At 68.1% G+C, this 23,133-nt stretch carries 21 protein-coding genes; 8 read left to right on the top strand and 13 right to left on the bottom strand.

What is annotated here, in order from left to right:
- Window positions 1–134: 134 nt before the first annotated feature.
- Window positions 135–524 carry a winged helix-turn-helix domain-containing protein gene (locus AC1MGR_RS17665; RefSeq protein WP_108034727.1) on the bottom strand — a complete coding sequence of 130 codons (390 nt, stop codon included), beginning with the start codon at window positions 522–524 and terminating at the stop codon, window positions 135–137.
- 106 nt (window positions 525–630) lie between these two features.
- Between AC1MGR_RS17665 and AC1MGR_RS17660 the strand changes: the two genes are divergently transcribed.
- Window positions 631–1,377, top strand: a complete 747-nt coding sequence (locus AC1MGR_RS17660) for a glucose 1-dehydrogenase (protein WP_480232407.1) — start codon at window positions 631–633, stop codon at window positions 1,375–1,377.
- A 48-nt stretch (window positions 1,378–1,425) separates the two neighbouring features.
- Here AC1MGR_RS17660 and AC1MGR_RS17655 read toward each other — a convergent pair whose 3' ends face one another.
- Genes AC1MGR_RS17655 through AC1MGR_RS17640 form a run of 4 tightly spaced genes read right to left on the bottom strand, consistent with a single transcriptional unit; the run spans window position 1,426 to window position 5,023 of the window.
- Window positions 1,426–2,397, bottom strand: coding sequence for an aliphatic sulfonate ABC transporter substrate-binding protein (locus AC1MGR_RS17655; RefSeq protein WP_480232406.1), 972 nt, complete (start codon window positions 2,395–2,397; stop codon window positions 1,426–1,428).
- Between the two features lie 18 nt (window positions 2,398–2,415).
- Window positions 2,416–2,934, bottom strand: a complete 519-nt coding sequence (locus AC1MGR_RS17650) for a cupin domain-containing protein (RefSeq protein ID WP_480232405.1) — start codon at window positions 2,932–2,934, stop codon at window positions 2,416–2,418.
- 29 nt (window positions 2,935–2,963) lie between these two features.
- Window positions 2,964–3,920, bottom strand: coding sequence for an ABC transporter substrate-binding protein (locus AC1MGR_RS17645; RefSeq protein WP_480232404.1), 957 nt, complete (start codon window positions 3,918–3,920; stop codon window positions 2,964–2,966).
- Window positions 3,920–5,023, bottom strand: coding sequence for an LLM class flavin-dependent oxidoreductase (locus AC1MGR_RS17640; RefSeq protein WP_480232403.1), 1,104 nt, complete (start codon window positions 5,021–5,023; stop codon window positions 3,920–3,922). Before AC1MGR_RS17640 ends, AC1MGR_RS17645 begins: the two co-directional genes overlap by 1 nt.
- Before the next feature lie 313 nt (window positions 5,024–5,336).
- Here AC1MGR_RS17640 and AC1MGR_RS17635 point away from each other — a divergent pair, with 313 nt between their 5' ends.
- Both AC1MGR_RS17635 and AC1MGR_RS17630 read left to right on the top strand, forming a co-directional pair.
- On the top strand, window positions 5,337–6,722 hold the full coding sequence (locus tag AC1MGR_RS17635; protein ID WP_480232402.1) for an FAD/NAD(P)-binding protein: 1,386 nt from the start codon (window positions 5,337–5,339) through the stop codon (window positions 6,720–6,722).
- Window positions 6,723–6,982: 260 nt separating this feature from the next.
- On the top strand, window positions 6,983–7,252 hold the full coding sequence (locus AC1MGR_RS17630; RefSeq protein WP_480232401.1) for a hypothetical protein: 270 nt from the start codon (window positions 6,983–6,985) through the stop codon (window positions 7,250–7,252).
- Between the two features lie 34 nt (window positions 7,253–7,286).
- Here AC1MGR_RS17630 and AC1MGR_RS17625 read toward each other — a convergent pair whose 3' ends face one another.
- Both AC1MGR_RS17625 and AC1MGR_RS17620 read right to left on the bottom strand, forming a co-directional pair.
- Window positions 7,287–9,944: an MGH1-like glycoside hydrolase domain-containing protein gene (locus AC1MGR_RS17625; RefSeq protein WP_480232400.1), complete on the bottom strand. Its 2,658-nt coding sequence runs from the start codon at window positions 9,942–9,944 to the stop codon at window positions 7,287–7,289.
- A gap of 310 nt (window positions 9,945–10,254) precedes the next feature.
- The gene (locus AC1MGR_RS17620) at window positions 10,255–10,875 is read right to left on the bottom strand and encodes a pyridoxamine 5'-phosphate oxidase family protein (protein WP_480232399.1); all 621 of its coding nucleotides are present in this window, start codon (window positions 10,873–10,875) and stop codon (window positions 10,255–10,257) included.
- A gap of 185 nt (window positions 10,876–11,060) precedes the next feature.
- On the opposite strand from AC1MGR_RS17620, the gene AC1MGR_RS17615 reads away from it, so the two are divergent.
- Window positions 11,061–11,474, top strand: coding sequence for a DUF1236 domain-containing protein (locus AC1MGR_RS17615; protein ID WP_480232398.1), 414 nt, complete (start codon window positions 11,061–11,063; stop codon window positions 11,472–11,474).
- Window positions 11,475–11,562: 88 nt separating this feature from the next.
- Here the strand turns inward: AC1MGR_RS17615 and AC1MGR_RS17610 are convergent, their stop codons facing one another.
- From AC1MGR_RS17610 to AC1MGR_RS17590, 5 genes are all read right to left on the bottom strand, one after another.
- On the bottom strand, window positions 11,563–11,937 hold the full coding sequence (locus AC1MGR_RS17610) for a hypothetical protein (protein WP_480232397.1): 375 nt from the start codon (window positions 11,935–11,937) through the stop codon (window positions 11,563–11,565).
- Between the two features lie 18 nt (window positions 11,938–11,955).
- Entirely contained in the window at window positions 11,956–12,360 is a 405-nt protein-coding gene (locus tag AC1MGR_RS17605) for a hypothetical protein (protein ID WP_480232396.1), read from the bottom strand.
- 15 nt (window positions 12,361–12,375) lie between these two features.
- Window positions 12,376–12,744: a hypothetical protein gene (locus AC1MGR_RS17600; protein WP_480232395.1), complete on the bottom strand. Its 369-nt coding sequence runs from the start codon at window positions 12,742–12,744 to the stop codon at window positions 12,376–12,378.
- 161 nt (window positions 12,745–12,905) lie between these two features.
- Complete coding sequence (locus tag AC1MGR_RS17595; protein WP_480232394.1) at window positions 12,906–13,427, bottom strand: Hsp20/alpha crystallin family protein; 522 nt, start codon at window positions 13,425–13,427, stop codon at window positions 12,906–12,908.
- A 134-nt stretch (window positions 13,428–13,561) separates the two neighbouring features.
- On the bottom strand, window positions 13,562–14,125 hold the full coding sequence (locus AC1MGR_RS17590) for an Hsp20 family protein (RefSeq protein WP_480232393.1): 564 nt from the start codon (window positions 14,123–14,125) through the stop codon (window positions 13,562–13,564).
- Window positions 14,126–14,631: 506 nt separating this feature from the next.
- Between AC1MGR_RS17590 and AC1MGR_RS17585 the strand changes: the two genes are divergently transcribed.
- Window positions 14,632–15,537: a ketopantoate reductase family protein gene (locus tag AC1MGR_RS17585; protein WP_480232392.1), complete on the top strand. Its 906-nt coding sequence runs from the start codon at window positions 14,632–14,634 to the stop codon at window positions 15,535–15,537.
- A gap of 67 nt (window positions 15,538–15,604) precedes the next feature.
- Here AC1MGR_RS17585 and AC1MGR_RS17580 read toward each other — a convergent pair whose 3' ends face one another.
- Window positions 15,605–16,702: an O-fucosyltransferase family protein gene (locus AC1MGR_RS17580; protein ID WP_480232391.1), complete on the bottom strand. Its 1,098-nt coding sequence runs from the start codon at window positions 16,700–16,702 to the stop codon at window positions 15,605–15,607.
- 552 nt (window positions 16,703–17,254) lie between these two features.
- Here AC1MGR_RS17580 and AC1MGR_RS17575 point away from each other — a divergent pair.
- From AC1MGR_RS17575 to gmd, 3 genes are all read left to right on the top strand, one after another.
- On the top strand, window positions 17,255–20,551 hold the full coding sequence (locus AC1MGR_RS17575) for a glycosyltransferase (protein WP_480232390.1): 3,297 nt from the start codon (window positions 17,255–17,257) through the stop codon (window positions 20,549–20,551).
- A 293-nt stretch (window positions 20,552–20,844) separates the two neighbouring features.
- Complete coding sequence (gene fcl / locus AC1MGR_RS17570; RefSeq protein ID WP_480232389.1) at window positions 20,845–21,792, top strand: GDP-L-fucose synthase; 948 nt, start codon at window positions 20,845–20,847, stop codon at window positions 21,790–21,792.
- A gap of 80 nt (window positions 21,793–21,872) precedes the next feature.
- Window positions 21,873–22,931, top strand: a complete 1,059-nt coding sequence (gene gmd / locus AC1MGR_RS17565; protein ID WP_480232388.1) for a GDP-mannose 4,6-dehydratase — start codon at window positions 21,873–21,875, stop codon at window positions 22,929–22,931.
- The last annotated feature ends 202 nt before the right edge of the window (window positions 22,932–23,133 follow it).

Here is a 23,133-nt window from a genome sequence, read left to right as displayed (position 1 = left end):
CCAGACACGCAGGCGGTGCCGAACCTGACACCGTCGGCGGTCCTGGATGGCACGCCTCCGGCGCGCCCCTTCGCGTCCGGTCTCGCCTGCGGCGCCCCGGACTGACGGTGTGATTTTTACGGCGATCGGACCGGCTACGGGTCGGCGGGCGGACCTGGCGGCGCGGGTCGCTCCGCCACCGCCCCATCCGCTCCCCGCGGACCCTCGCCCGCATAGGCGTTCAGGATCGACCGCAGCAGGCCCGGGAAGCGGGCGTCCACCTCGTCCCAGCGGGCGTGGTTGCGCATCTCGACGCCGTGGCGCTCGCTGCGGATCAGCCCGGCCTCGCGCAGCACCTTGAAGTGGTTGGAGAGCGAGGATTTCGGGATCACCCGGTCGCCCACCGTGGCGAGCGAGGCGCAGGCCTCGACGCAGCCCGCCCGCATGATGTTGGCGAAGATCGCGGCCCGGTTCGGGTCGGCCAGCGCGTGCAGGATCGCACTTGCCTGCAGGTCCTCGGGCGCGGGGTGAAGCAGCGGTCTCATGGTTTCGACATCTAGGGACTTGATCACCGCTTCGGAAGTTCCGAACTTCCGAACAACGGGAGACGGGCGCCATGGCGGCGCCGGCCCAGGTTGGAAGGGTGAACACATGTCGAAGCTTCAGGGCAAGGTCGCCGTGGTGACCGGCGCGTCGAAGGGCATCGGGGCGGGAATCGCCAGGGCCCTGGCGCGGGACGGCGCGGCGGTGGTGGTCAACTACGCCTCGAGCCAGGCGGGCGCCGAGGCGGTGGTGTCGGCGATCACCGCCGCGGGCGGGCGGGCCATCGCGGTCCGGGCGGACGTCTCCAAGACCGCGGAGGCGCAGGCCCTGATCGAGGCGGCGGTGGCGCAGTTCGGCCGGCTCGACGTGCTGGTCAACAATTCCGGCGTCTACGAATTCGCCGCCATCGAGGAGGTGACGGAGGCGCATTACCGCCGGCTCTTCGACATCAACGTGCTGGGCGTCCTGCTCGCCTCCGGGGCGGCGGCCAAGCATCTCGGGGAGGGCGGGAGCATCGTCAACATCTCCTCGGCCATCACCCACGTGAACACGCCGGCCGCCGCGGTCTACAGCGGCACGAAGGGCGCCGTGAACGCGATCTCGGGGGTCCTCGCCAACGAGCTCGCCCTGCGCCGCATCCGCGTCAACACGGTCAGCCCCGGCTACGTGACGACCGAGGGCACCCACAGCGCCGGCATCGCCGGCTCGGAGATGGAGGCCGGGTTCATCGCCCAGACTCCGCTCGGCCGCGCCGGACAGCCGGGCGACATCGCCGACGTCGTCGCCTTCCTGGCCTCGGACGAGGCCCGCTGGCTCACCGGCGAGAACATCACCGCGAGCGGCGGAATCCGCTGAACGGTCTGGCCCCGGTCACCCCGACGGGGCGTTGCGGGGCCGGCCCGCTCAGAGGCCCGGCGGCGCCCAGATCGGCAGGGCCGCGGCGTCGACGGCGCGGGGCAGCAGGCCCTCGGCGCGGAAGGCGTCCGCGATGGTCTGCTGCTCGGCGAGGGCGGGGCGGGTGACGGGCTCGACCTGGTAGCTGCGCCGGGCATTCGCCTGCCGGACGATGGCCGGGTCGAGCTTCCAGAGGGCGCCGAGGCGGGCGGCGGCGGCGTCCGGGTTGGCCTTCACCCAAGCCCCGGTCTCGCGCAGCTTGCCGAACAGGAGCGCGAGCACGTCGGCGCGCTGCGTCGCGTAGTCGGCCCCGGCGAGGTAGTAGCGCTTGTACTGGGACAGGCCGGTGCCGTCCCGCAGGACGCGGGCGCCGGTCTGCTGCTCGGCCGCCGACAGGAACGGGTCCCAGGCGACCCAGGCCTCGACGCTGCCGCTGGCCAGCGCCGCGCGCCCGTCCGACGGCGTCAGGTAGGCCGGGCTGATCGCCTTGAAGGGCAGCGTCTCGGCCGCCAGGGCCGCCAGCAGCAGGTAATGGCTGCCGGCCCCCTTGGTCACCGCGACCTTGCGGCCCTTCAGGTCGGCCACCGCTCGGATCGGCGAATCGGCGGCGACCAGGATCGCCTGCGCGGTCGGCGAGGCCGCCTCCTGGGCGATGTAGGCGATCCGCGCCTGGGCGGCCTGGGCGAAGATCGGCACGGTGTCGGCCACATCCGCCGACACATCGATCTGGCCGGCATTGAGCGCCTCCATGATCGGCAGGCCGCTGGTGAACTCGTGCCACGTGACGGTGACGTTCAGCGGCGCCAGGGCCTTCTCCAGCGCGGATTCCTCCTTGAGCAGGGCAATCAGCGTCGAGGATTTCTGGAAGCCGATGCGGAGCCTTCCAGCCTCCGCCGCCCGGGCGTTTCCGGGGGCCAGAATCGGGGTTAGGGCGAGCAGGCTGAGCGCGGCGGCGCGCAGCGCGTGGCGACGATGGAGCATGGAGGACGGTCTCGTCTGTCAGGGGTGCTTGTGGATCGGGTCGACCCAGTGGACCGTCTCGGGCCGCTCGACGGGCTCGACATCGGTGATGTTGACCACCACGGCCTCGTTGTCGGAACGGACGAGGACGCAGTTCAGGGGCTGGTCCGGGTCGGCGTTGATCTCCTGGTGCGGCACGTAGGGCGGCACGAAGATGAAATCGCCGGGTCCGGCCTCGGCCACGTATTCGAGCTTCTCGCCCCAGCGCATCCGGGCGCGACCCGAGACCACGTAGATCACGCTCTCCAGGGCGCCGTGGTGGTGGACGCCGGTCTTGGCATCGGGGGCGATCGCCACGGTGCCGGCCCAGATCTTCTGGGCGCCGACCCGGGCATGGTTGATCGCCGCCTGCCGGAACATGCCCGGCGTCTGGGCCGTGTTGGCGTCGAGCTTGTCGCCCGGGATCACCCGCACGCCGTCGTGCTTCCAGCGCTCCGCCGCCGCGTGGGCGTGGTCGTGGTGGCTGTGGTCATGATCGTGGTCGTGGTCGCCGTGCATGGCTCGCCTCTCGCGCTGGACTTCGCGGCCTATCGTACCGCAGCGGCGCCCGGTTCGAAGCTGCGATCGAGGATCGCCTCGGCCTTCGGCGCGCGGGCCTGCGGGATCAGCCCGGCGCGGACGTAGAGGTCGATGTTGCGCTGCTCGTCGGCGATGACCGCCTCGTCGATGGGTACGGCCCGGTACTGCGCCCGCGCGAACCAGCGCAGGGGCACCGCCTCGGGCAGGCCGATCAGCTTCGACCAGATTGCGGCGTAGGGGGCGGGGTCCTTCAGGGCCCAGTCCCGCGCCGCCACGAGGCGCCGGCCGAAATCGGCGAGCTGCGCCCGCTTCGTCTTCAGGGCGGCGTCGCTCGCCACCGCGAAGCTCAGGCCCGGGGTGATGCCGTTGCCGTCGCGGACCACCCGGGCGAGGTCGGCGAGCTCGGCGGTGGAGGTGTACGGCTCCCAGGTCGCCCAGGCATCGACGCTGCCGCTGGCGAGCGCGATCTTGGCGTCCGCCGGCGGCAGGAAGCGCAGGGTCACGGCGCTGGGCGGCAGGCCCGCCTCCTCGAGGGCCGCGAGCACGACCTGATGGCCGATGGAGCCGCGGTTGGTGGCGATGCTCTTCCCCTTCAGCTCGGCGACCGTCCGGATCGGCGAATCCTTCGCCACCAGGATGGCGAGGCCGTCCTGGCGGTTGCGGAAGGCGAGGAACGCCTTCACCGGAACCCCGGCGGCGGCCGCGAAGGTGAAGGGCGCGTCGCCCACCCCGCCAGCGTCGATCGCCCCGGCATTCAGCGCCTCCAGCAGCGGGGCCGCGGCGGGAAACTCGCTCCAGTCGAGGCGGTAGGGCAGGTCGGCCAGCACGCCGGCCGCCTCCATCAGCGCGCGGGCATTGCCGCGCTGGTCGCCGACGCGCAGCACGACGTCGTCGGCGCGGGCGAGACCGGCAGGAGCGAGCAGCGTGAGGGCAAGACGCGCGAGGGCCGCGAGACGAAACCGCATCACGCCGCCTCCGCCCGGGGACCACGCCGGGCCAGCAGCCGGCGGAAGGCGGGGATCAGGTCGCGGCCATACGCGAGGGCGTCCTCGAGCGGGTCGAAGCCCCGGATCAGGAAGGTGCGCACCCCGAGGTCGTGATAGGCCAGCAGCGCCTCGGCGACCTGCTCCGGCGTGCCCACCAGGGCGGTGGAATTGCCCGACGCCCCGGTCTCCCGCGCGATGGCGGTGTAGAGCCGGCTGTCGAGGCGGTTCCCCTGCGCCGCCGCGGCCAGGAGCCGGCGCGAGCCCTCGTTCGCCGGGGCCGCCGCCGGGCCGAGCCCCTGGGCCGCGCGGGTGGCGCGGGTCCGGGCCAGGATGTCCTCCGCCCGGGCCCAGGCGGCCTCCTCGGTGTCGGCCAGGATCGGCCGGAACGACAGGCTGACGCGCGGGGACCGCCCATGCGGCGCCGCCGCGGCCCGGACCGTCCGGATCGCCTCGCGGACCTGGTCCAGGCTCTCGCCCCAGAGGGCGTAGGTGTCGGCTTGGCGGCCCGCCACCGCGATGGCGGCCGGGGAGGCGCCGCCGAAATAGACCGGGATGCCGCGCGGATCGACCGGCTTCACCTCGGAGAAGCCGCCCTCTACCCGGTAATGGGTCCCGGCGAAGTCGAAGGGGCGCGCGGCGGTCCAGGCCTGCCGGGCGATGGCCAGGAACTCGTCGGTGCGCGCGTAGCGCTGGTCCTTGGTGAGGTGGTCGCCGTCCCGGGCCAGCTCGCGGTCGTCGCCGCCGCTGATCGCGTGGATCGCGACGCGCCCGCCCGTGAGCTGGTCGAGGGTGGCGAACTGGCGCGCCGCCACCGTGGGGGCGGTGAAGCCCGTGCGGTGGGCGATCATCAGGCCGATGCGCTCCGTCACCGCCGCGATCTGCGCGGAGAGCAGGAGCGCGTCGGGCGCCGTGGCGTAGAAGGCCACCAGGATGCGGTCGAACCCGCCCCATTCATGGGCCTGGGCCAGGAGGCGCAGGTAGTCCCGGTCGATGGCCGGGCCGGTGGGCGCGTGGATCTCCGACTGTTCGCGGGGGGCAGCAAAGCCGATGAACTCGACGGTGTCCGGTTCGAGGAAGCTCATGACGTCCCTCTCGAGGGTGTGGGTCGGTGGCGGGCGCGGGGAGGCCGGCACGTGTGGACCGACCCCCTGCATCGTCCCGATCACCGCGGCGCGAGTCAACGAGAACGTTCTTTTTAAAGAACCAGGCGATGGAGGAGACCATCCCACAGCGCCGCGCGATCCTGGAATATCCTGCGCGAACGCCTCTTCACGGTCCGGATCTTGGGTCGATCGGTGCTACGTTGCGGATTGCCGGCCTCCGTCTCTCCTCGCTTGTTCTTTTTAAAGAACATCCCTAGACCCGAGCGAGCATCATTCCCGGGAGCCCATCGCCATGACGTCCACCCACCGGCTGCTTCCCATCGCGATCATCGGTGGCGGCTTCAGCGGCCTGATGGCGGCGGAGCAGCTGCTGCGCGCCCTGCCGGGGAATCGCCCGGTGCTGCTCTGCGAGGGCAGCCGCCCCTTCGGCCTCGGGCTCGCCTACGCCACCGCCAACCCGGACCACCTCCTGAACCTCCGGGCGAGCCAGATGAGCGCCGATCCGGAGCGGCCCGAGGACTTCGCGGACTGGCTGGCGCACGCGCCCCTCGTTGCGGAGGAGCGGCAGGGAATCCGCGAGACCGAGGCCGGCACCTTCGCGGCGCGCGGGCTCTACGGCCGCTACCTCGCCGAGCGCTGGGCCCGGGTGGCGGCCGGGGCCGGCGACCGGCTGATCCCCCTGCGCGCGGCGATTCGCGACGTGGAGCCGGTGCCGGAGGGCTTCGTCCTGCACGGTACGGGCGTTCCGCCCCGGCGGGTGGCGGGCCTGGTCCTGGCGATGGGCAACCTTCCGGGACCGGCTCTCGCGCCGCGCCGGCACCGGCTCGATCCGTGGCGCCCGGAGGCCTTCGGCGCCCTCGACCCGGCGCGCGACGTACTGGTGATCGGCACGGGCCTGACCATGATGGATTCGGTGGCGGCCCTGCGCCGCGAAGGGTTCGCCGGCCGCATCGTCGCCGTGTCCCGCCGGGGGCTGCTGCCGAAGCCCCACGCCGCCGTCCCGGCGGGCCGGCGGCCCGACTTCACCCCCGAGATCCGCGGCTCGGCGCGCAAACTCGTCGCCGCCATCCGGTGCGCGATCGCGACGGCCCGGGAGGCCGGCGACGACTGGCGCGGCGTCATCGACGCCCTGCGCCCGATCACCGACGCGCTGTGGGCCGGGCTGCCGCGGGCCGAGCAGGCGCGAATCCTGCGCCATGTCCGCCCCTACTGGGACGTGCATCGCCACCGCACCGCGCCCCCGGCGGCGGAGGCCATCGCGGCCGAGATCCGCAGCGGCGGCCTCGTGGTCCGGGCCGGGCGCATCCGCGCCATCGACGAGGCCCCGGACGGGGCAGTGGTGACGCTGCGCCCGCGCGGCACCGACGGGCGCGAGCGGATCGCGGTCCAGGGCATCCTCGACGCCACCGGCTTCAGCCGGCTCGCCGAGACCGACGATCCGCTGATCCGCAACCTACTGGCGCGCGGCCTCGTCCGGCCCGGCCCGTTCGGCCTCGGGATCGCGGCGAGCCCCGGGGGCCGGGTCGCGGGGCCGCCGCACGGCGCCCCGATCTGGGCCTTCGGGCCGATGCTGCGCGGCGTGGTCTGGGAATGCATCGCGGTGCCGGACATCCGCGACGCGGCCCGCCCCCTGGCCCGGGCGGTGGCGGACCAGCTCGGCGACCGTCTGGCCGCCTGAGCCTTTCGTCGAAACGCTCTTCGGGGCGAAGCGGCTCTCCGCCGCGCCGGATCTTTGGAAGCACATTCCCGGGCGATGCGGCTATCGTCTCTTCCGTCGGCGGCACGGAGATGCCGACGATCGGAGCCGACGCATGACCCAGCCGTCCCAGCATCACCGCGATCTCATCCGCCGCCCCGCCTTCCGCCCCGCCCCCTGTCGCCGCTGCGTAGGACGCGACGCGACGCAGACAGGGCAACACTTCGGCGGAGACGACGACCATGAGCTTCCACACCACGGCCTTTGAGCCGACCAAGCCCGCGAACCCCGCGATCCTGTTCGACCCGCGCAGCCTCCGGCGCAGCTACGGCCGGGCCGCCGCCACCGCGGCGATCGAGAACGGGCTCCTGCCGCACGAACTCGCCGAGGTCCTGGCCGGCCGCAGCGTGGTCGAAGCCTTCCCGGTCGCCTGGCGCGAGAGCGTGTCGGACTACGCCGACCGCGCCGTCGCCGAGATGATGGTGGCCTATCTCAGCCAGCCCGTCGCCTGAGGAGCGGGCGCGTCGACGGCCGCCCGGCGCAGCCCTATCCGGCCGTCCTCCGGGCGCGGGTGTGCAGCAGGTTGAGGATCAGCGCGGTCCAGCCCGTCTGGTGCGACGCGCCGAGGCCGCGCCCGGTGTCGCCGTCGAAGAACTCGTGGAACAGCAGGGCCTCCTCGGCGCCGGGGGCGGGCGGGATCGGCGGCCGGTCGCCGAAGGCCGGGCGGCGGCCCTCCGCATCCTTGGTGAACAGGGCGATCAGCCGGTCCTCCAGGGCGTCCGCGATGGCGGCCAGGGTCAGGTGGTCGCCGGAGCCGGTGGGGTACTCCACCAGGAAGTCGTCGCCGTAATAGGTGTGGAAGCGGCGCAGGGCCTCGATGATGAGGTAGTTCATCGGCATCCAGACCGGCCCGCGCCAGTTCGAGTTGCCGCCGAACATGTTCGAGGTGGAATCGGCCGGGTCGTAGCGCACCGTGAAGGAGGCGCCGAACTCGTTGAGCGCATAGGGCTGGTCCCGGTGCGCCTTCGACAGGGAGCGGATGCCGTGGGCCGAGAGGAACTCGGCCTCGTCGAGCATCCGGCGCAGAAGCGCCTTCATCCGGTGGCCGCGTAGCAGCGACAGCAGCTTGCGGTCCTGCACGCCGCCCTCGTCCCAGCGGGAGACGAGGCAGGCGAGGTGCGGGCGGTGCTCTAGGAGCCAGTTCAGGCGCCGGGCGAAGTCGGGCAGGCGCTGCAGCACCCAGGGCTCGATCACCTCGACGGCGAAGAGCGGCACCAGGCCGACCACCGAGCGGACCCGCAGGGGCAGCATGCCGCCGCCCGGGATGTCGACCTCGTCGTAGTAGAACTCGTCCTCCTCGTCCCAGAGGCCGAAGCCCTCGCCGCCCATGTCGGTCATCGCCTCGGCGATGAGCAGGAAGTGCTCGAAGAACTTCGAGGCGGTGCTCTCGTAGACGTCGTTGTGGAGCGCCAGTTCGAGGGCGATGCGCATCATGTTGAGGGCGTACATCGCCATCCAGGCGGTGCCGTCGGCCTGGTGGATGCGGCCGAAGCCGGGCGGCGGGCGCGAGCGGTCGAACACCCCGACATTGTCGAGGCCGAGGAAGCCGCCCTGGAAGACGTTGCGGCCCTCCGCGTCCTTGCGGTTCACCCACCAGGTGAAGTTGATGAGGAGCTTGTGAAACACGCCCTCCAGGAAGGCGAGGTCGCCGCGCCCGCCGCGCCGGTCGCGGTCGATCTCGAACACCCGGTAGGTGGCCCAGGCATGGACCGGCGGGTTGGCGTCGCCGAACTCCCACTCGTAGGCCGGCAGCTGCCCGTTGGGGTGCATGTACCATTCGCGGGTGAGGAGCAGGAGCTGCTTCTTGGCGAAGTCCGGATCGAGCAGCGCCAGCGGCAGGCAGTGGAAGGCGAGGTCCCAGGCGGCGAACCAGGGATATTCCCACTTGTCCGGCATCGAGAGCACGTCCGCCCCGGCGAAGTGGCGCCAGTGCACGTTGCGGCCGCCGTCGCGCTCCTTGGGCGGCACCGGCTGAAGCGGGTCGCCCTTGAGCCAGAGCCGGACGTCGTAGGCATAGAGCTGCTTCGACCAGATCAGGCCGGCGGCGGCCTGCCGGTAGATCGCGCGGGAATCGGCGTCGCCGATGCCGTCCTGCAGCGCCTCGTAGAAGGCGTCCGCCTCGGCGATCCGGCGATGCACGATGGTGCCCTCGCGGTCGACGGGGCGCAGGCGCTGGCCGGCCGCGAGGCGCAGGGTCACCCGGGTGGTCTCGCCCGGCTCGAGCTGGCGGAAGTAGTGCAGCCCGAGCTTGGTGCCGCCGTCGCGCCGCACGGCCCCGTCGTCGCCGTCGACGATCGCCGCGTGCAGGCCGTCCTTGAACGGGCCGGGGGCGTCGGGCTCCCAGCCGTGCAGGCGCAGGTTGGTGTCGTTCTCGCAGAACAGCGGGTCGGGATAGCCGTCGAAGCTGAGGCGGTAGGGCCCGAGGCGGGGATGCTCGCAGGCGATGCCGCCGTCGGGGCGCAGGGCGAGGGCGGGGCGCCGGTGCGCCGCCCTCTCGCACCAGGACCAGGTGTTGCGGAACCAGAGCTGCGGGATGATGTGCAGGTCCGCCGTCTCAGGGCCGCGGTTCACGGCCGTAATGACGACGTGAATGTCCTCGACGTCCTCCTTGGCGTATTCCACGGTGACGTCGAAGAAGCGGTTCTCCGCGAACAGCCCGGTGTCCTCGATCTCGTATTCCGGCTGGTCGCGGCCGCGCTGCAGCCCCTCGCGCACGAGATCGTCGTAGGGGTAGGCCCCCTGCGGGTAGCGGTAGAGGAACTTCAGGTAGGCGTGGCTCGGGACCGCGTCGAGGTAGTGGTAGACCTCCTTGACGTCCTCGCCGTGGTTGCCCTCCTCGTTGGCGAGGCCGAACAGGCGCTCCTTCAGGATGTGGTCGCGCCCGTTCCAGAGGGCGAGCGAGAGGCACATCTGCCCGCGCTCGTCGCAGATTCCGGCGAGGCCGTCCTCCCCCCAGCGATAGGCCCGCGAGCGCGCCTCGTCGTGCGGCAGCGAGCGCCAGGCATTGCCGTCCCGGCTGTAATCCTCCCGCACGGTGCCCCATTGGCGTTCGCTCAGATACGGCCCCCAGAGGGACCAGGGCCGCTCGCCGCGCCCCTGCTCGGCGAGGCGGCGACGCTCGGCCCAGCCGTCGAGCTCGCTCATGCCGGCCTCCCGGCGCCGCGCGCCCGGCGCGCCGCCGCCCCGATCCGGAGCGTGGCAGGGCGGTCGGCGGACTCGGCGGAGGGACGGGGCGGGCGAAGGGCGATCATCAGGTCCGGGACATTTCGGGGCAGGGGATTTCGGGGCAAGGGATTTCGAAAAGGAAGGCGGCCGAGATGCATCTTCAGCGCCAAGCCGGCCGGCATCTGCGCCAAGACGGCCAGAATCAGCGCCAAGACGGCTAGCATCAGCGCCAAGCCGGCCGGGCGCGGTGCCGTTTCGCAATCGGGGGCCGCGGACCGGCCCCGTCGGGTCACCACATCGTCTGTCGCGCCCGCTCCGCCCAGGCCGCGTCGTAGGCCTCGCCGCCGACCCGGCCCGCGCTGAGGCCGGCCAGGATCTGGCCCGGACTCGGCAGGGTCTTCGGATCGACGTGGCTGTCCGGGCGCCACAGGCCCGAGCGGATCAGCGCGCGGGCGCACTGAAAGTAGACTTCGCCCACGGTGATCACGAGGGCGGTGCGCGGCGCCTTGCCGTCGACCGCGAAGCTGGCGAGCAGGGCCGGATCGTCCTCGACCACGGCCCGGCCGTTGACCCGCAGGGCGTTGCCGATGCCCGGGATGAGGAACATCAGCCCGACCCGCGGGTCGCGCACCACGTTGCGCAGGCTGTCGATCCGGTTGTTGCCGCGCCGGTCCGGCAGGACCAGGGTGCGGGGATCAGCGACGCGCACGAAGCCCGGGACATCGCCCCGCGGCGAGCAGTCCAGCCCCTCCGGTCCGACAGTCGCCAGGGCGAGGAAGGGCGCGACCGCGATGAAGCGCCCGTAATCCGGGGTGATGTGGTCGGCCACCTTGGTGGTCGAGGCCTCTCCCACGGCCCCGAGGGCTCCGTAGATGTGCTCCAGCTTCTCGATCGTCTCGACGGTTGCCATCGATCCTCCTGTCCCTGCCCGGTGATCGGTTCGCCCCCGACCCGTCCCCTGATGAAGGCGCCGCGTGACGCCGCTGTGTCCGGCGCGACACGGGTCGGCTTTGTCGGCCGCGTCGCGGGCACCGGGCGGGGCGGGGCGCGTTGCCCGCTCGCAGCCGCATCCCCAGCGCACCGGAGACCCGCCCCATGATTCTCAAGATCCTCGCCGCCGCCTCGGCCCTCGTGCTGGCCGGACTCGGCTTGGTCCAGGCCCAGGGCCTCGTCCAGGGCGCGCAGGAAGGGGCCGCGCGGGGCGAGATGGCGGCCGGCCCCCTCGGCGCGGTGGTGGGCGGCGCAATCGGCGCCGCCGTCGGCACGGCCAACGGCATTCTCGGGGTCGACCGGCGCGAGCGCTTCCGGATCTACGCCAGCGCCGAGCGGCGGCCGTCCTACGCCTATCCGGGCACCGTCCGGGTCGGCGCGGTGCTGCCCGAGGACGGCGTGGTCTACTACGACGTCCCGTCGGAATTCGCGCTCAAGGGCTACAACTACACCATCGTCAACGACCATCCGGTGCTGGTGGAGCCGGGCACCCGCCGCGTGGTCGAGGTCATCGACTGATCGAAATGATCGACGGATCGCGCCGGAGCCAGCCGGGCGAACAGGCCCGAACGGCACCTGCGGGGAGGGGCCGGCCGCGACGGGGAAATCAGGCGGCGAGGCGGTCGTCCGCCTCCCGCAGGAGCGGGATGGCCGCAGCCGGGGCGGAGGGCTGGGGCCGCCACGCCGCGTCGAGGCTGAGGAGCGCGGCCCGGACCTCGTCGAGGCACGAGGGCTCGCCCGCCGCCATGCCCTCGGTGGCCGCCACCTCCTTGAGGTGTTCGTCCCAGGCCCAGCGCCGCAGGATTTCCCGCTTGAAGCCGCGCATCAGGCGCGGATGATCGAGAACGGCCCGGACGGTGCCGAACACCGCGGCCGGGTTCAGGAGCGCGCGCTCCCAGTCCGGATCGCGGCGCCACGGGGCCGGCACCGCGGATGGCCCGGCCTGCGCGCGCGCTCGGACGACTTGGACGACGTCACGCATGGCGGTCTCGCCCTCCGGTCAGGCACCGAGCGGCGCCGCAGCCCGGACGGCGACGCTGGCGGCGAGGATCACCAGGGCCACGTCCCAGCCAGTGACGTCCCAGGCGTTTCCGTTCCAGGCGGTTCCGTTCCAGGGTCTGGCGCGCCGGGACGCGCCCGACGCGGCGTCCTCGGTGATTGCAACGGCGAGCCAGACGTAGCCGGCGCCCGCGAGGAGCCCCGCCAAGCCCGGTCCTGCCAAGATCGACCCTCCGAAACCTGGGTCCGCCGGCCATGCCCGCAGGAGCGTGGCGAGCCCGAAGCAGAGCCCCAGGGTGACGAGTCCGTCGACGAGTCGGGTCGCGTCGGCGCCGTACCACGGCAATCCGGCCCGGCGGTGCCCGTCCGGCCGATGGCGCGGGCTTCTCAGCGGAAAGGTCGGCATGGCGCACCACCGCCCTCAGTTCAGGCCGTCCGCCGGGGCGGCCCCGCCCGTCAGGCCGGCGCGGGCGCAGATTCCCGCCACCGGTACCGCGTCCAGGGCCTGGAGCGCGGCCAGCACCGCGTCGAGGGGCACCGGTTCGGCGCGGCAGCCCTCGAGGCAGCGCAGGGCCGGGCAGGACTCGACCGCGCGCGAATCCGAGGCCCAGGAGGCCAGGATGGCACGCTTCTCGGCGAGCGACAGGCGCGGATAGGTCAGCACCTCGCGCGGGTGCCGGAAGACGTCGCCCGGCGCGACGACGGCCTCGAACGGATCGACGGCCGTCGCCCGGAGGGTCGCCGAGGCCAGCGGCCCGAGGCGCTCGATGGGTGTGTCCAGCAACTGCATGACATCCTCCTCTTCGTAGGCAAGGGTGTTTTGGTGAGCAACGGTGTTTCGGTGAGCAAGGGTGTTCCGGTGAACCGGGATCTCTTCGGAACTGCGGGATCGGCGGGCGCGACCCGAGGGTCCGCGCCCGCCGCGTCAGGCGGCCCGGGCTCGGGCGCCGCTCAATGGGCCGTTTCGGTCTGCGCGCCGCCGGTGATCGCGATGCGGCGCGCCGAGGCCGGGACCTGGGCCGAGCGGGGCAGGCTCACGCTGAGCACGCCGTGCCGGACGGTGGCTTCCGCCTTGTCCTCCTCGACCGCGAACGGCAGCGCGATCGTCCGCTCGAAGCGGCCGTAGGCGCGCTCCGTGTAGCCGCGGGCCGCATCGCTCGTCTCCGAGCGTTTCTCGCCGCGCAGAGTGAGGACACCGTCCTCGATCAGCACCTCGACATCCTTCTCGTCGAGGCCCGGCAGCTCGGCCGAGACCCGCAGGCCCTGGTCCGTCTCGACGAGTTCGACGCTGGGCCAGCCGGCGCCGCCCCGGCCGAGGGCGGACGCGCCGTTCAGGCCGCTGAAGACGTCGTCGAACAGGCGGTTCATCTCCCGGTGGAGGGTCAGGAAGGGGCTCAGCGGCTCGGACCGCATTGGACCCGGCCCGGCGGCGCCCGCGTTGCGCGTCCAGGGAAGAAGATCTCTCACACTCATGGCTCACTCCATCAGCATGGTTGACGTCCAACGGTTTTTCGCGGGCCCGGAGGTCTTCACGGCAATGCGGGTCCGCAAGGCATCGAATGTCCGAACGGGGCCGGATTCGGATCGCCCAATGACCGGCCGCGGCATCAGGCGGCCGCGGGCTGTTCCTGGCCGCGGGCGTCGTCGCCGGTCCTTGGGCCTTCGACGCTCCGAGCGTCGGGCTCTCGCAATTCCCCGGGCTCGGCCTCCCCGATCCGGGCCGGCGCGTTGTCCTGTCCGACGGCGCCCTGGGCCCCGCCGATGGCGATGCGGCGCGGCTTGAGCGCCTCGGGAACCTCGCGTCTGAGGTCGACGGTGAGCAGCCCGTTCTCCAAGGATGCCCCGAGTACGGTGACGTGTTCGGCGAGGTTAAAGGTCTGGCGGAACGAGCGCGACGCGATTCCCCGATGGAGATACTGCCGCTCGCCCTCCGGGCCCTTCTTCTGGCCGGAGACCAGCAGCGTGGTGTCGTGCTGAACGAGGTCGATCTCGTCCGGCGTGAAGCCGGCCACCGCCATGGTGATGCGATAGCTGTCCTCGTCCGCCTTCTCGATGTTGTAGGGCGGCCAGGCCGTCGAGGCCTCGACCCGCTCGGCCTGGGTCAGCAGATCGAACAGTCGATCGAAGCCGACCGAGGACCGGAACAGGGGTGACACATCGTAAGTCCTCATGACCACATCCTCCGTTGAGCAACGTGATGACGAGGGACGCCGGACGCGTGCGCCGGCGCCCTGATCGCGGGCCATCGAGCCTCGCACGCGCGTAACGCGGTCGCTTTCGGGCGGTTCCGGGTCGCGATCGATTTTTCGTCGAAACCGGTCCGCCCCGCATGGCACCGGGGGGCGCAGCCTGCACCGCGGGCAGCCTGACGGGCGTCCTGGCGGCGGTGCCCAGCAGCCTCGGAATGCCCCTGCTCGGGCGCTCCTCCGTACAGGCGGGCCTGCGGATCCCGCAGCCCCCCAAACTCTGGCCGGCCCTAACGACGAGCGATGTGACGGTATCGGCGAGGACCGCGCGGGCGCGCTCATGCGCCTCCGCATCGCCGTCCTGCCCGAGAGCCTCGCCGGCAGCGACGCCCTCGCCGCGGCGGTCCGAGACCGGTCGGGCGGGACGGCTGGCCCTGGGCGGCGCCCTCCCGTAAGCCTCCTGCCAGGTTCGCGCACAAGGAGGCGTTGCGATGAAGGTCGCCGTGATGGGGGCGGGGTCCGTGGGGTGCTATTACGGCGCCCTGCTGGCGCGCGCCGGGGCCACCGTCACCCTGATCGGACGGGCGCTCCACGTGGACGCGATCCAGGCGCGCGGCCTCCTCTTGGAGACCGCGGCCGGGCAGGAGGCGGTGCGCCTGCAGGCCACGACCGAAGCGGCGGGGGTGGCCGGCGCGGACCTCGTGCTATTCTGCGTCAAGTCCGGTGACACCGAGACGGTCGGCCGGACGATCGCCCCGTTCCTGGCACCGGACGCGGCGGTGTTGAGCTTCCAGAACGGCGTCGACAACCCCGAGCGTCTCCAGGCGGTGCTCGGCCGGCCGGTGGTGCCGGTGGCGGTCTACGTCGCGACCGGAATGCCCGGCCCCGGCCACGTCCGGCATTACGGCCGGGGCGACGTGGTGATGGGTCCGTTTCCCCGCAGCGCCGAGGTGGCCGCGCTCTTCGCGGCCGCCGGCATCCCGACAGACGTCTCCGCGCGGGCCCTCGACGCCCTCTGGGGCAAGCTGATCGTCAACTGCGCCTACAACGCCCTCTCGGCGATCACGCAGCTGCCCTACGGCCGCCTGCTCGCGGTGCCTGGCATCGCGGCCGTGATGACGGATCTCGTTGCCGAATGCGTCGCCGTCGCGCACGCGTCGGGCATCGCGGTGGCGCCCGACATCCTGGCCCAGGTCCTCGCCCTCGCGGCGACCATGCCGGACCAGATCTCCTCCACCGCGCAAGATCTCGCCCGGGGCCGGGCGAGCGAGATCGCCCATCTCAACGGGATCATCCTGCGGAGAGGCGAGGCCGCCGGCATCGCCACGCCGGTGAATCAGGCGCTGACGGCGCTGGTTCGGGCGCTGGAGGACCGGGGCACGCCGGGGGTATCCTGAACCGAGCCCGCAGGAACCGAACCTGCAGGATCGCTCGCCGACCCGGGCGGGGGCGGGCCGGACCGGTTCAGGCCGCCGGTGCGTGCTCGCCCAGCACGCGGCGGGACAACCCCGCGTCGAAGTGCGAGGCCTGGGCACGGAACTGCCCTGCGAGACCCGGGTCCTGCGCGGCGACCAGGCGGCTCGCGGCGGCATAGGCGATGGCGGAGACCTGCCGCAGCCGCGTGGCGTCGCTGCGGTCGACGAGGGCCAGGATTTCATCAAGGCTCGTCGTGAGGTCCCAACCCGTGTTCGTAAGGCGGGCCCCGCTGACGGTGGCGGCGCAGTGCGAGAAGAAGCTGACCGACGGCGCGAAGATCTGCCGAGCCTTTGAGAGCAGCAGCAGATCGGTGGCCGCACGCTGGTTCTCCGTGAGCTCAAGGCCGATGCTCGACGCAACGCGCGCGCGTCCGTAGCGATCAGCGAAGCGCCGCACCACATCCGCGTCTTCCGTGCAGACGAGGATGTCGCCCGACAGGGCCGATGTGTCGATCTGCCGGAAAAACGCACGCAAGGGCGTGTAACGCTGCAGGATTTGGATCATTCCGTCGTTGACGAGATGTTCCAGGTCTCCGCGATTGACGACATCGAGAATGTCGCCGCGTCGGACATGAACTGCAGTGCAAGTCGGAAAGTCGATGCGTGCGCCGACGGACGCAACGGCCTCACGTACCGGCGCGCTCCAGTTCACCTGCGACCATGCGGAGGACAGGGCACTCCCCAGGTCGATCTCGTTGGACATGAAGTCGATGAGCGGTCCAGGAAAATCATAGAGTAACTCTTCAGCGTCGTCCAAGGCAGCAGGCAATTCCTGACGACTCAGACCGGAAATCTCGGTTTTGGAATAATACAAGCTCCGAAGCCTAAGTTGCGCGGCCTCTTCGCTGGTCAAAATCTCTCCGCTAAGACCTGGATCGGGATTGGTGAACATCGTCCGATCCGCGAAAATCTCGAGCAGAAACCTGGGGTGCATCAACACGTAATCGGCGTAGATGCTCGCGCCACCCAGCGGCGACCAGATCACCTTCACGGGAAGGCCGAGATGTTGCGCCAGGATGCGGGCATAGAGCGCCGAGAGCATTCGAGTGCCGAGGCCATCGCCGCGCGCTGTGTAGATTGCTTTCATTCGACGTCCATGAAACTTACAAAGCGAAGAACGCTGACGATAGTATTCAGAGGTCGCCCCGCTCAGGGCTCTTTACAGGGAGCACCCGAGTCAGGGCAGCCTCGTCGGCGACGAAGCCGGGTAGGTCCAGCAGAATTACTCCAGATCGTTGACCAATTCCGGAGTCGCTGTCCGCCATGATGATACTGCATCACACGATTCGCCGGAGTCAGACCGATATTCAAACCCTCTAGCGGCTATGGCATGAGCGGACGACGTCCGCCCAAAGCGAGCATGGCGCAGGCTCCTCATACGCGGAAATCAGTGGGAGCCAAATGCCTCTGAGTTGACCAGATTCCCGGGGAATGTGGTGGCGATCCGCGGTCCAATGCGGCCGTGTTCCGCGGGCGCCTTGGTAGGAACAACCCGAAATGTGCAGAATGAGCCGGTTTGCGGCAGAGAATTTTTGCCAATGCGTGTCTCGGCCGCGTAGCTCGCTGTGGCGCCGGCGTGGCGGATGGTGAAGACCATTAGGTTACGGAAGCCGATTGCGAATCTTGAGGTAAGTTTTTGATGTTTTTCGCCAGAAGGAAACGTGCGTCGAAGTCGCCCGTTGATCCGGCTCTCGTCGCGGCAGTTGAAGGCTCCAACCTGTTTGATCCGGAATGGTATGTCCAAACATATCCGGAAGTATTGAAATTCAAATCCGGCGCTCTAGCTCATTTTTGTGAATTTGGTATATTCGAGCACCGGGATCCCGGACCGAATTTCAGTACATCCCGATATTTGATCTCCCACGGGCATTCTGAGGAAGTGCGACGCGCGCCTTTTCTCCATGCTTTGGCAGCGACATCGAACGATAGCGAACGTCCATTATGGCTGTCTGACGATATTGGCACCTTCGCGTATTTGCTTAAGCGAAGCGGTATGTTCGATGCAGCCTTCTATCTCGACAACAATCGAGACTTGGCGAATGCAGGTGTCGTCCCTTTTGATCATTTCGTAAATTCCGGAGCTGTCGAGGGCCGTGATCCGGGCCCTGACTTCGAGAGCGACTACTACGCCGAGACTTATCCGGAGTTTTCCACGTTCAGTCGGAGTCCGATCGAGCATTACCTTCGGATAGGACAGCGGCAAGGGAACGTTTCGAAGGGACCGCCCAGATACCAGCGGTGGGTGGATGCGTATGACACGCTGTCTGCACATGATTTGGATAGGATCGCGGTGGACGCGAAGGCAATCGCCGCTCCGTATATGATCAGTATACACCTTCTCGATGAAGAAGGCTGCCGACACATCGAGGCGATCATCGCCGGATATCAAAATCAGGTCGGGCCGGAGGTGCGCGTGCGTTTCCTTCGCCGCGACAGCGTCGGCGACGTTTCTTGGAACAGTTGCCTTGCGTATGCCAAGCAGGGACGGATCGACTTCATTACGGACGCAGCCTCGGTCGTCGAGGATCTCTCTGAAGGTGACCTGCTCCTGCTCTGCAGCGGCGCGTCCGCCCTGCGGCCTCATGCGAGCGCGATATTCGCACTCTCGCTTGAATCGGACGGCGTGACGGGCGCCTATGCCGATCATGACCACCTCAACGAGGCCAACGTTCGCTTCAATCCGGTCTTCAAGCCGGTCATGTCGCCGGAGTTCATGCGTCGAACCCCCTATGCCGGGCCGGTGATCGGTCTCCGTGTGACGTCCGAAATTTTGAACCTTCTGATTCAAAGCCTGCCTCAGATAAGCTCACTCGATAGGCTGGGAGCAGACCTCCTCCTTGGAATGGATGACCCGCAGGTCGCCCACATCCCCTTGATTCTCTCCCATGTTCTGACGACCCGGGCGCCCGTTGACGTCTCCTTCTATGAGCCGACGCTGCAGGGCGCTTTAGTTCAGTCCAACGCCCGGCCAACGCCATCCAGCCCCCTTGTGTCTCGCGTCGGAATTATCATTCCCACGAGAGATCAGGTGGATCTGCTTAAGGAGTGCATCGACAGCATAATTGCAATTACAGACTACCCAGATACGGCATACGCAATTGTTATCGTCGACAATGGCTCGAGGGAGGAAGCAACAACCTCATACCTGACGGAAATTTCTGCAAAACCGAATATTACAATCGTTCCAGCCCCTGGCGAGTTCAATTTCGCCAAAATCTGCAATGCCGGCGCTGCTGCCGTCGACTGTGACGTCGTCATATTTCTAAATAACGACATGAGCGTCATTCGTGGCGATTGGATTCGGCAGCTCGTATCGCTCGCCAGCCTACCGGACGTAGGAGTCGTCGGCGCTAAACTCCTGTATCCGGACGGTACAATCCAGCACGGTGGCGTCGTTTTAGGGATTCAGGGGGTTGGCGCACATCGACTGGTCGGAGTCGACCACGAGGTCGCCGAGGCATTTGACGTGACGCGCGAGATGTCAGCTGTCACAGGAGCCTGCATTGCAGTGCGCCGAACCCTCTTCAAAGACCTTGGCGGGTTTGATCCGGCGCTCAAAGTTGCCTTCAACGATGTGAAGCTCTGTATCGATGCACGCAGAGCCGGTTATCGAAACCTATATGTGAGTGATGCTCTGCTCTTTCATCATGAGTCAAAATCGCGCGGACTTGATCATTCGCCTATAAAGCAGGCAAGAAACAATCGCGAGGCAATTTACGTCCGGGATCGGTACGCGGGATTGTTCCAAGACGACCCTTATTATAATCCGAATCTGTCCCTGCAGCAGATCGGCAAGCTCGCGACACCGCCGCGCGCAGTCCGCCCGTGGCGTAGAAGCGAGCCGGGCCAATTGCGCGTACTGCTTCTCAGTCGTGTCCATGGCCTTGGTCATGGCGTTGCAATGGTGGTGGCAGAACAGGCAGCTTTCCTTCGCCGCTGCGGATGGCGCGTTTTTATTGGCGGCCCGGGAACCAGCCACGACATTGATTATCCCGGCTGTGAACGCGTGATCTGCCAAAACGCACGAAAGGCCGCCTCGTTCGCGATCGACGAAGGCATCGATTGCATCGTCGCGCACACGCCGCCATTCTTCTCCATCACGCGGTTTTTGGGCCGCCGTCCATTTGTCTATTTCGTCGATCACGGCGAACCGCCACCCCATCTGTTTCCCGACGCCGAGTGGCGGATATCCATCGATTGGGAGAAGCGGCTGTGCGCGCCGCTGGCGCGTCGTGTGTTCACAATTTCGCAGACGATCAAGGATCAACAATACAGGAATGACGCGATCGTCATTCGAAACGGCAATGGTCATCTTTCGGCATGGTCCGATGATTGGTCACGAAAACGCGCGGACGTGCGGAGAAAGTACGGTTTTGAAGGACACTTCGTTGTTCTCAACGTTGCGCGCTTTGGTGAAGGTGAGCGTCATTACAAAGGGATTGACAGCTATATGGAACTGGCCGCCGAAGCACAGTTTCATGCTGATCCGCAACACCTCTCACCGATCTTCGTACTCGCGGGCCGTGGTAACGCGTCCGATGAAGCCTACGTGAGGGCTGCTGGGCTTATCGTGTTCTCCAACATATCCGACGCAGAGATGGCCGAGTTGTATGCAGCCGCCGATCTCTTCGTCAGCCTTTCGCGCTGGGAAGGTTACAATCTGTGTATCGGCCAAGCCCGCGCTATGGGACTGCCAGTGGTCGCCTCTGACATTGAGGCACACCGCGAGTTTGGGGTAGAGACCGCGAATACGTTGCCGTTGCTCCTCGAAAAATTCGTACAGCATGCATCCCAGTGGAGCGAGACAGGCCTACCCCGTACCGCGCTGATCGAACCCTGGAGCACTCCCCTCACGTTGATGAGGGACACGATTGAATCCGACCTACGTGATGCAGGTCAGGCAGGCTGGTTTCGCTGCACTGGCGACGTTGGATGATGAAGAGCAAAGGTTGTAGTGGGCGCTCCCTCTCTTCCCGAAATCTGATCGGCGCTTCCAATCGACGTCAATCGGCCTCAAGCGGATTTAGAGGCCTCTGTGTAACGGGTAGATTATCGCAGCTCGACTGATTGGCCCAGCGGTATGCGCCGGAGAAGAGCCGCACGCGGCACGCAAGTCTGGATCGGGTTTCCAAAAGGCTCGCCCTCCTTTAACGCCACTTAATTGATCGGACTACGGTAGCCCGTGTAAGGCCCCCTAACCGATATGTTTCCCGAGGATCCGACTTCCCGATGAACCCGACCTACGATCTTTCCGGCAAGCGCGTCCTCGTCGCAGGCCATCGAGGGATGGTCGGATCGGCCCTCGTGCGGCGGCTGGCCTCGGAGGACTGCACCATCCTCACCCTTGGGCGAGACACGGTGGATCTGCGCCGGCAGGTCGAGGTCGAGGACTGGATGGCAGCGGAACGGCCACAAGCGCTATTCCTGGCCGCGGCCAAGGTCGGCGGCATTGCCGCCAATGACAGCGCCCCAGCCGACTTCCTCTACGACAACCTCATGATCGAGGCGAACCTCATCCAAAGTGCCCACGCTGTGGGTGTCGAGAAGCTCCTGTTCCTCGGCTCCTCCTGCATCTACCCGAAGATGGCGCCGCAGCCGATGGCGGAGGACGCACTCCTCACCGGACCGCTCGAGCCAACCAACGAATGGTATGCCGTCGCCAAGATCGCCGGGCTGAAACTGTGCCAGGCCTATCGGCGCCAGCACGGGGCCGATTTCATCTCGGCGATGCCGACTAACCTCTACGGGCCGGCGGACAATTACGATCTTCGGGGCAGCCACGTGTTGCCAGCGCTCCTGCGCAAGGTGCACGAGGCTAAGCGCGAGAACCGGGAAACCATCACGCTCTGGGGGACGGGCACGCCGTACCGCGAGTTCCTGCACGTGGATGATCTCGCCGACGCCTGCTTTCACCTGATGAAGGCGTATTCCGGCGAAGGGCCGATCAATGTCGGCTCCGGCCAGGAACTCACCATCCGCGAACTGGCCGAGACGATCGCCGAGGTCTTGGGCTGGCAGGGGCAGTTGCTCTTCGACGCCACCAAGCCGGACGGCACGCCGCGCAAGCGCCTCGACACCACCCGCCTGGAGGCTCTCAGCTGGCAGCCGCGAATCGACCTGCGCGCCGGGATCGCGGACGCCTACGCCTGGTTCCGCCACCATCATCCCGAGGCCTGATAGGGCCTCCACCGCGCGACCGCAGGGCTGCGGCGCGCCGTCAACCTCTCCATTCCCTGCGACCCCCTAGGAAGCGACGCATGTCCACGACGCAGAAAACGGCTCTGATCACGGGCGTCACGGGACAGGATGGCGCCTATCTGGCAGCCCTGCTACTCGAGAAGGGTTACATCGTCCACGGCATCAAGCGCCGGTCCTCGTCCTTCAACACCGGGCGGGTGGATCACCTCTACGAGGATCCCCGCTTCGCGCCGACCGACTTCCACATGCATTACGGCGAGTTGACCGATGCCACCAACCTGATCCGGATCATGCAGGAGACCCTGCCGGACGAAGTCTACAACCTTGGCGCCCAGAGCCACGTCCAAGTCAGCTTTGAGACCCCCGAATACACCGCCAATTCCGACGCCATCGGCACCCTGCGCCTCCTGGAGGCGATCCGGATCCTCGGCCTGAGCCAGAAGACGCGCTTCTACCAGGCCTCGACCTCCGAGCTCTACGGCAAGGTCCAGGAGGTGCCTCAGCGCGAGACCACGCCGTTCTATCCACGCAGCCCCTACGCAGTGGCCAAGCTCTACGCCTACTGGATCACGGTGAACTACCGCGAGGCCTACGGCATGCATGCCTCGAACGGCATCCTGTTCAACCACGAGAGCCCGACGCGCGGCGAGACCTTCGTCACCCGCAAGATCACCCGCGCAGTTGCGGCAATCGAGGCTGGACTGCAGCCCACGCTGTACCTCGGCAACCTCGACGCCATGCGCGACTGGGGGCATGCCCGCGACTACGTCGAGGGGATGTGGCGCATCCTGCAGCAGGAGGTACCCGACGACTACGTGCTGGCCACCGGCGAGATGCATTCCGTGCGAGAGTTCGTCGAGCGCGCATTCGCCGTAGTCGGCCGGACGATCGCGTGGCAGGGGGAGGGGGTCGAGGAGCAGGGCCTCGACGCCAAGACCGGCCAAGTGCTCGTCAAGATCGACCCTGTTTATTTTCGGCCGACGGAAGTCGATCAACTCCTAGGTGATCCTACGAAGGCTCGCAAAATACTCGGATGGAGTCACAAAGTTCAGTTCCGCGACCTCGTCTCAGAGATGGTAAACGCTGACCTGTCGATCATCAAACGAATCAAGACCTAAGCTCTATTTCACAACCAATACCGAAAATAATTCTCAGTTCATTAGCGGATATAATTAAAGCGGACGGTAGCTATTTCGCAAAAAATCCTGATGTCGAAGAGAAAATATTTATTCGTACATTTCGGCCTCTTTACGCAGCCCTACACTTGAAAGTAAAATACGAAACAACGCATCAATCTGGTGGCCAACTGAAACCGAAGCC

It is taken from the genome of Methylobacterium sp. BI1 (assembly GCF_056680125.1).
The sequence above is the reverse complement of the archived record's forward strand: the minus strand, read 5'-3'. Positions and strand labels throughout refer to the sequence as shown.

Excerpts from the sequence above, each read along its gene's own strand:
- AC1MGR_RS17665 (WP_108034727.1), bottom strand. The coding sequence starts at position 524 with ATGAGACCGCTGCTTCACCCCGCGCCCGAGGACCTGCAGGCAAGTGCG.
- AC1MGR_RS17660 (WP_480232407.1), top strand. The coding sequence starts at position 631 with ATGTCGAAGCTTCAGGGCAAGGTCGCCGTGGTGACCGGCGCGTCGAAG.
- AC1MGR_RS17655 (WP_480232406.1), bottom strand. The coding sequence starts at position 2,397 with ATGCTCCATCGTCGCCACGCGCTGCGCGCCGCCGCGCTCAGCCTGCTC.
- AC1MGR_RS17650 (WP_480232405.1), bottom strand. The coding sequence starts at position 2,934 with ATGCACGGCGACCACGACCACGATCATGACCACAGCCACCACGACCAC.
- AC1MGR_RS17645 (WP_480232404.1), bottom strand. The coding sequence starts at position 3,920 with ATGCGGTTTCGTCTCGCGGCCCTCGCGCGTCTTGCCCTCACGCTGCTC.
- AC1MGR_RS17640 (WP_480232403.1), bottom strand. The coding sequence starts at position 5,023 with ATGAGCTTCCTCGAACCGGACACCGTCGAGTTCATCGGCTTTGCTGCC.
- AC1MGR_RS17635 (WP_480232402.1), top strand. The coding sequence starts at position 5,337 with ATGACGTCCACCCACCGGCTGCTTCCCATCGCGATCATCGGTGGCGGC.
- AC1MGR_RS17630 (WP_480232401.1), top strand. The coding sequence starts at position 6,983 with ATGAGCTTCCACACCACGGCCTTTGAGCCGACCAAGCCCGCGAACCCC.
- AC1MGR_RS17625 (WP_480232400.1), bottom strand. The coding sequence starts at position 9,944 with ATGAGCGAGCTCGACGGCTGGGCCGAGCGTCGCCGCCTCGCCGAGCAG.
- AC1MGR_RS17620 (WP_480232399.1), bottom strand. The coding sequence starts at position 10,875 with ATGGCAACCGTCGAGACGATCGAGAAGCTGGAGCACATCTACGGAGCC.
- AC1MGR_RS17615 (WP_480232398.1), top strand. The coding sequence starts at position 11,061 with ATGATTCTCAAGATCCTCGCCGCCGCCTCGGCCCTCGTGCTGGCCGGA.
- AC1MGR_RS17610 (WP_480232397.1), bottom strand. The coding sequence starts at position 11,937 with ATGCGTGACGTCGTCCAAGTCGTCCGAGCGCGCGCGCAGGCCGGGCCA.
- AC1MGR_RS17605 (WP_480232396.1), bottom strand. The coding sequence starts at position 12,360 with ATGCCGACCTTTCCGCTGAGAAGCCCGCGCCATCGGCCGGACGGGCAC.
- AC1MGR_RS17600 (WP_480232395.1), bottom strand. The coding sequence starts at position 12,744 with ATGCAGTTGCTGGACACACCCATCGAGCGCCTCGGGCCGCTGGCCTCG.
- AC1MGR_RS17595 (WP_480232394.1), bottom strand. The coding sequence starts at position 13,427 with ATGAGTGTGAGAGATCTTCTTCCCTGGACGCGCAACGCGGGCGCCGCC.
- AC1MGR_RS17590 (WP_480232393.1), bottom strand. The coding sequence starts at position 14,125 with ATGAGGACTTACGATGTGTCACCCCTGTTCCGGTCCTCGGTCGGCTTC.
- AC1MGR_RS17585 (WP_480232392.1), top strand. The coding sequence starts at position 14,632 with ATGAAGGTCGCCGTGATGGGGGCGGGGTCCGTGGGGTGCTATTACGGC.
- AC1MGR_RS17580 (WP_480232391.1), bottom strand. The coding sequence starts at position 16,702 with ATGAAAGCAATCTACACAGCGCGCGGCGATGGCCTCGGCACTCGAATG.
- AC1MGR_RS17575 (WP_480232390.1), top strand. The coding sequence starts at position 17,255 with ATGTTTTTCGCCAGAAGGAAACGTGCGTCGAAGTCGCCCGTTGATCCG.
- fcl (WP_480232389.1), top strand. The coding sequence starts at position 20,845 with ATGAACCCGACCTACGATCTTTCCGGCAAGCGCGTCCTCGTCGCAGGC.
- gmd (WP_480232388.1), top strand. The coding sequence starts at position 21,873 with ATGTCCACGACGCAGAAAACGGCTCTGATCACGGGCGTCACGGGACAG.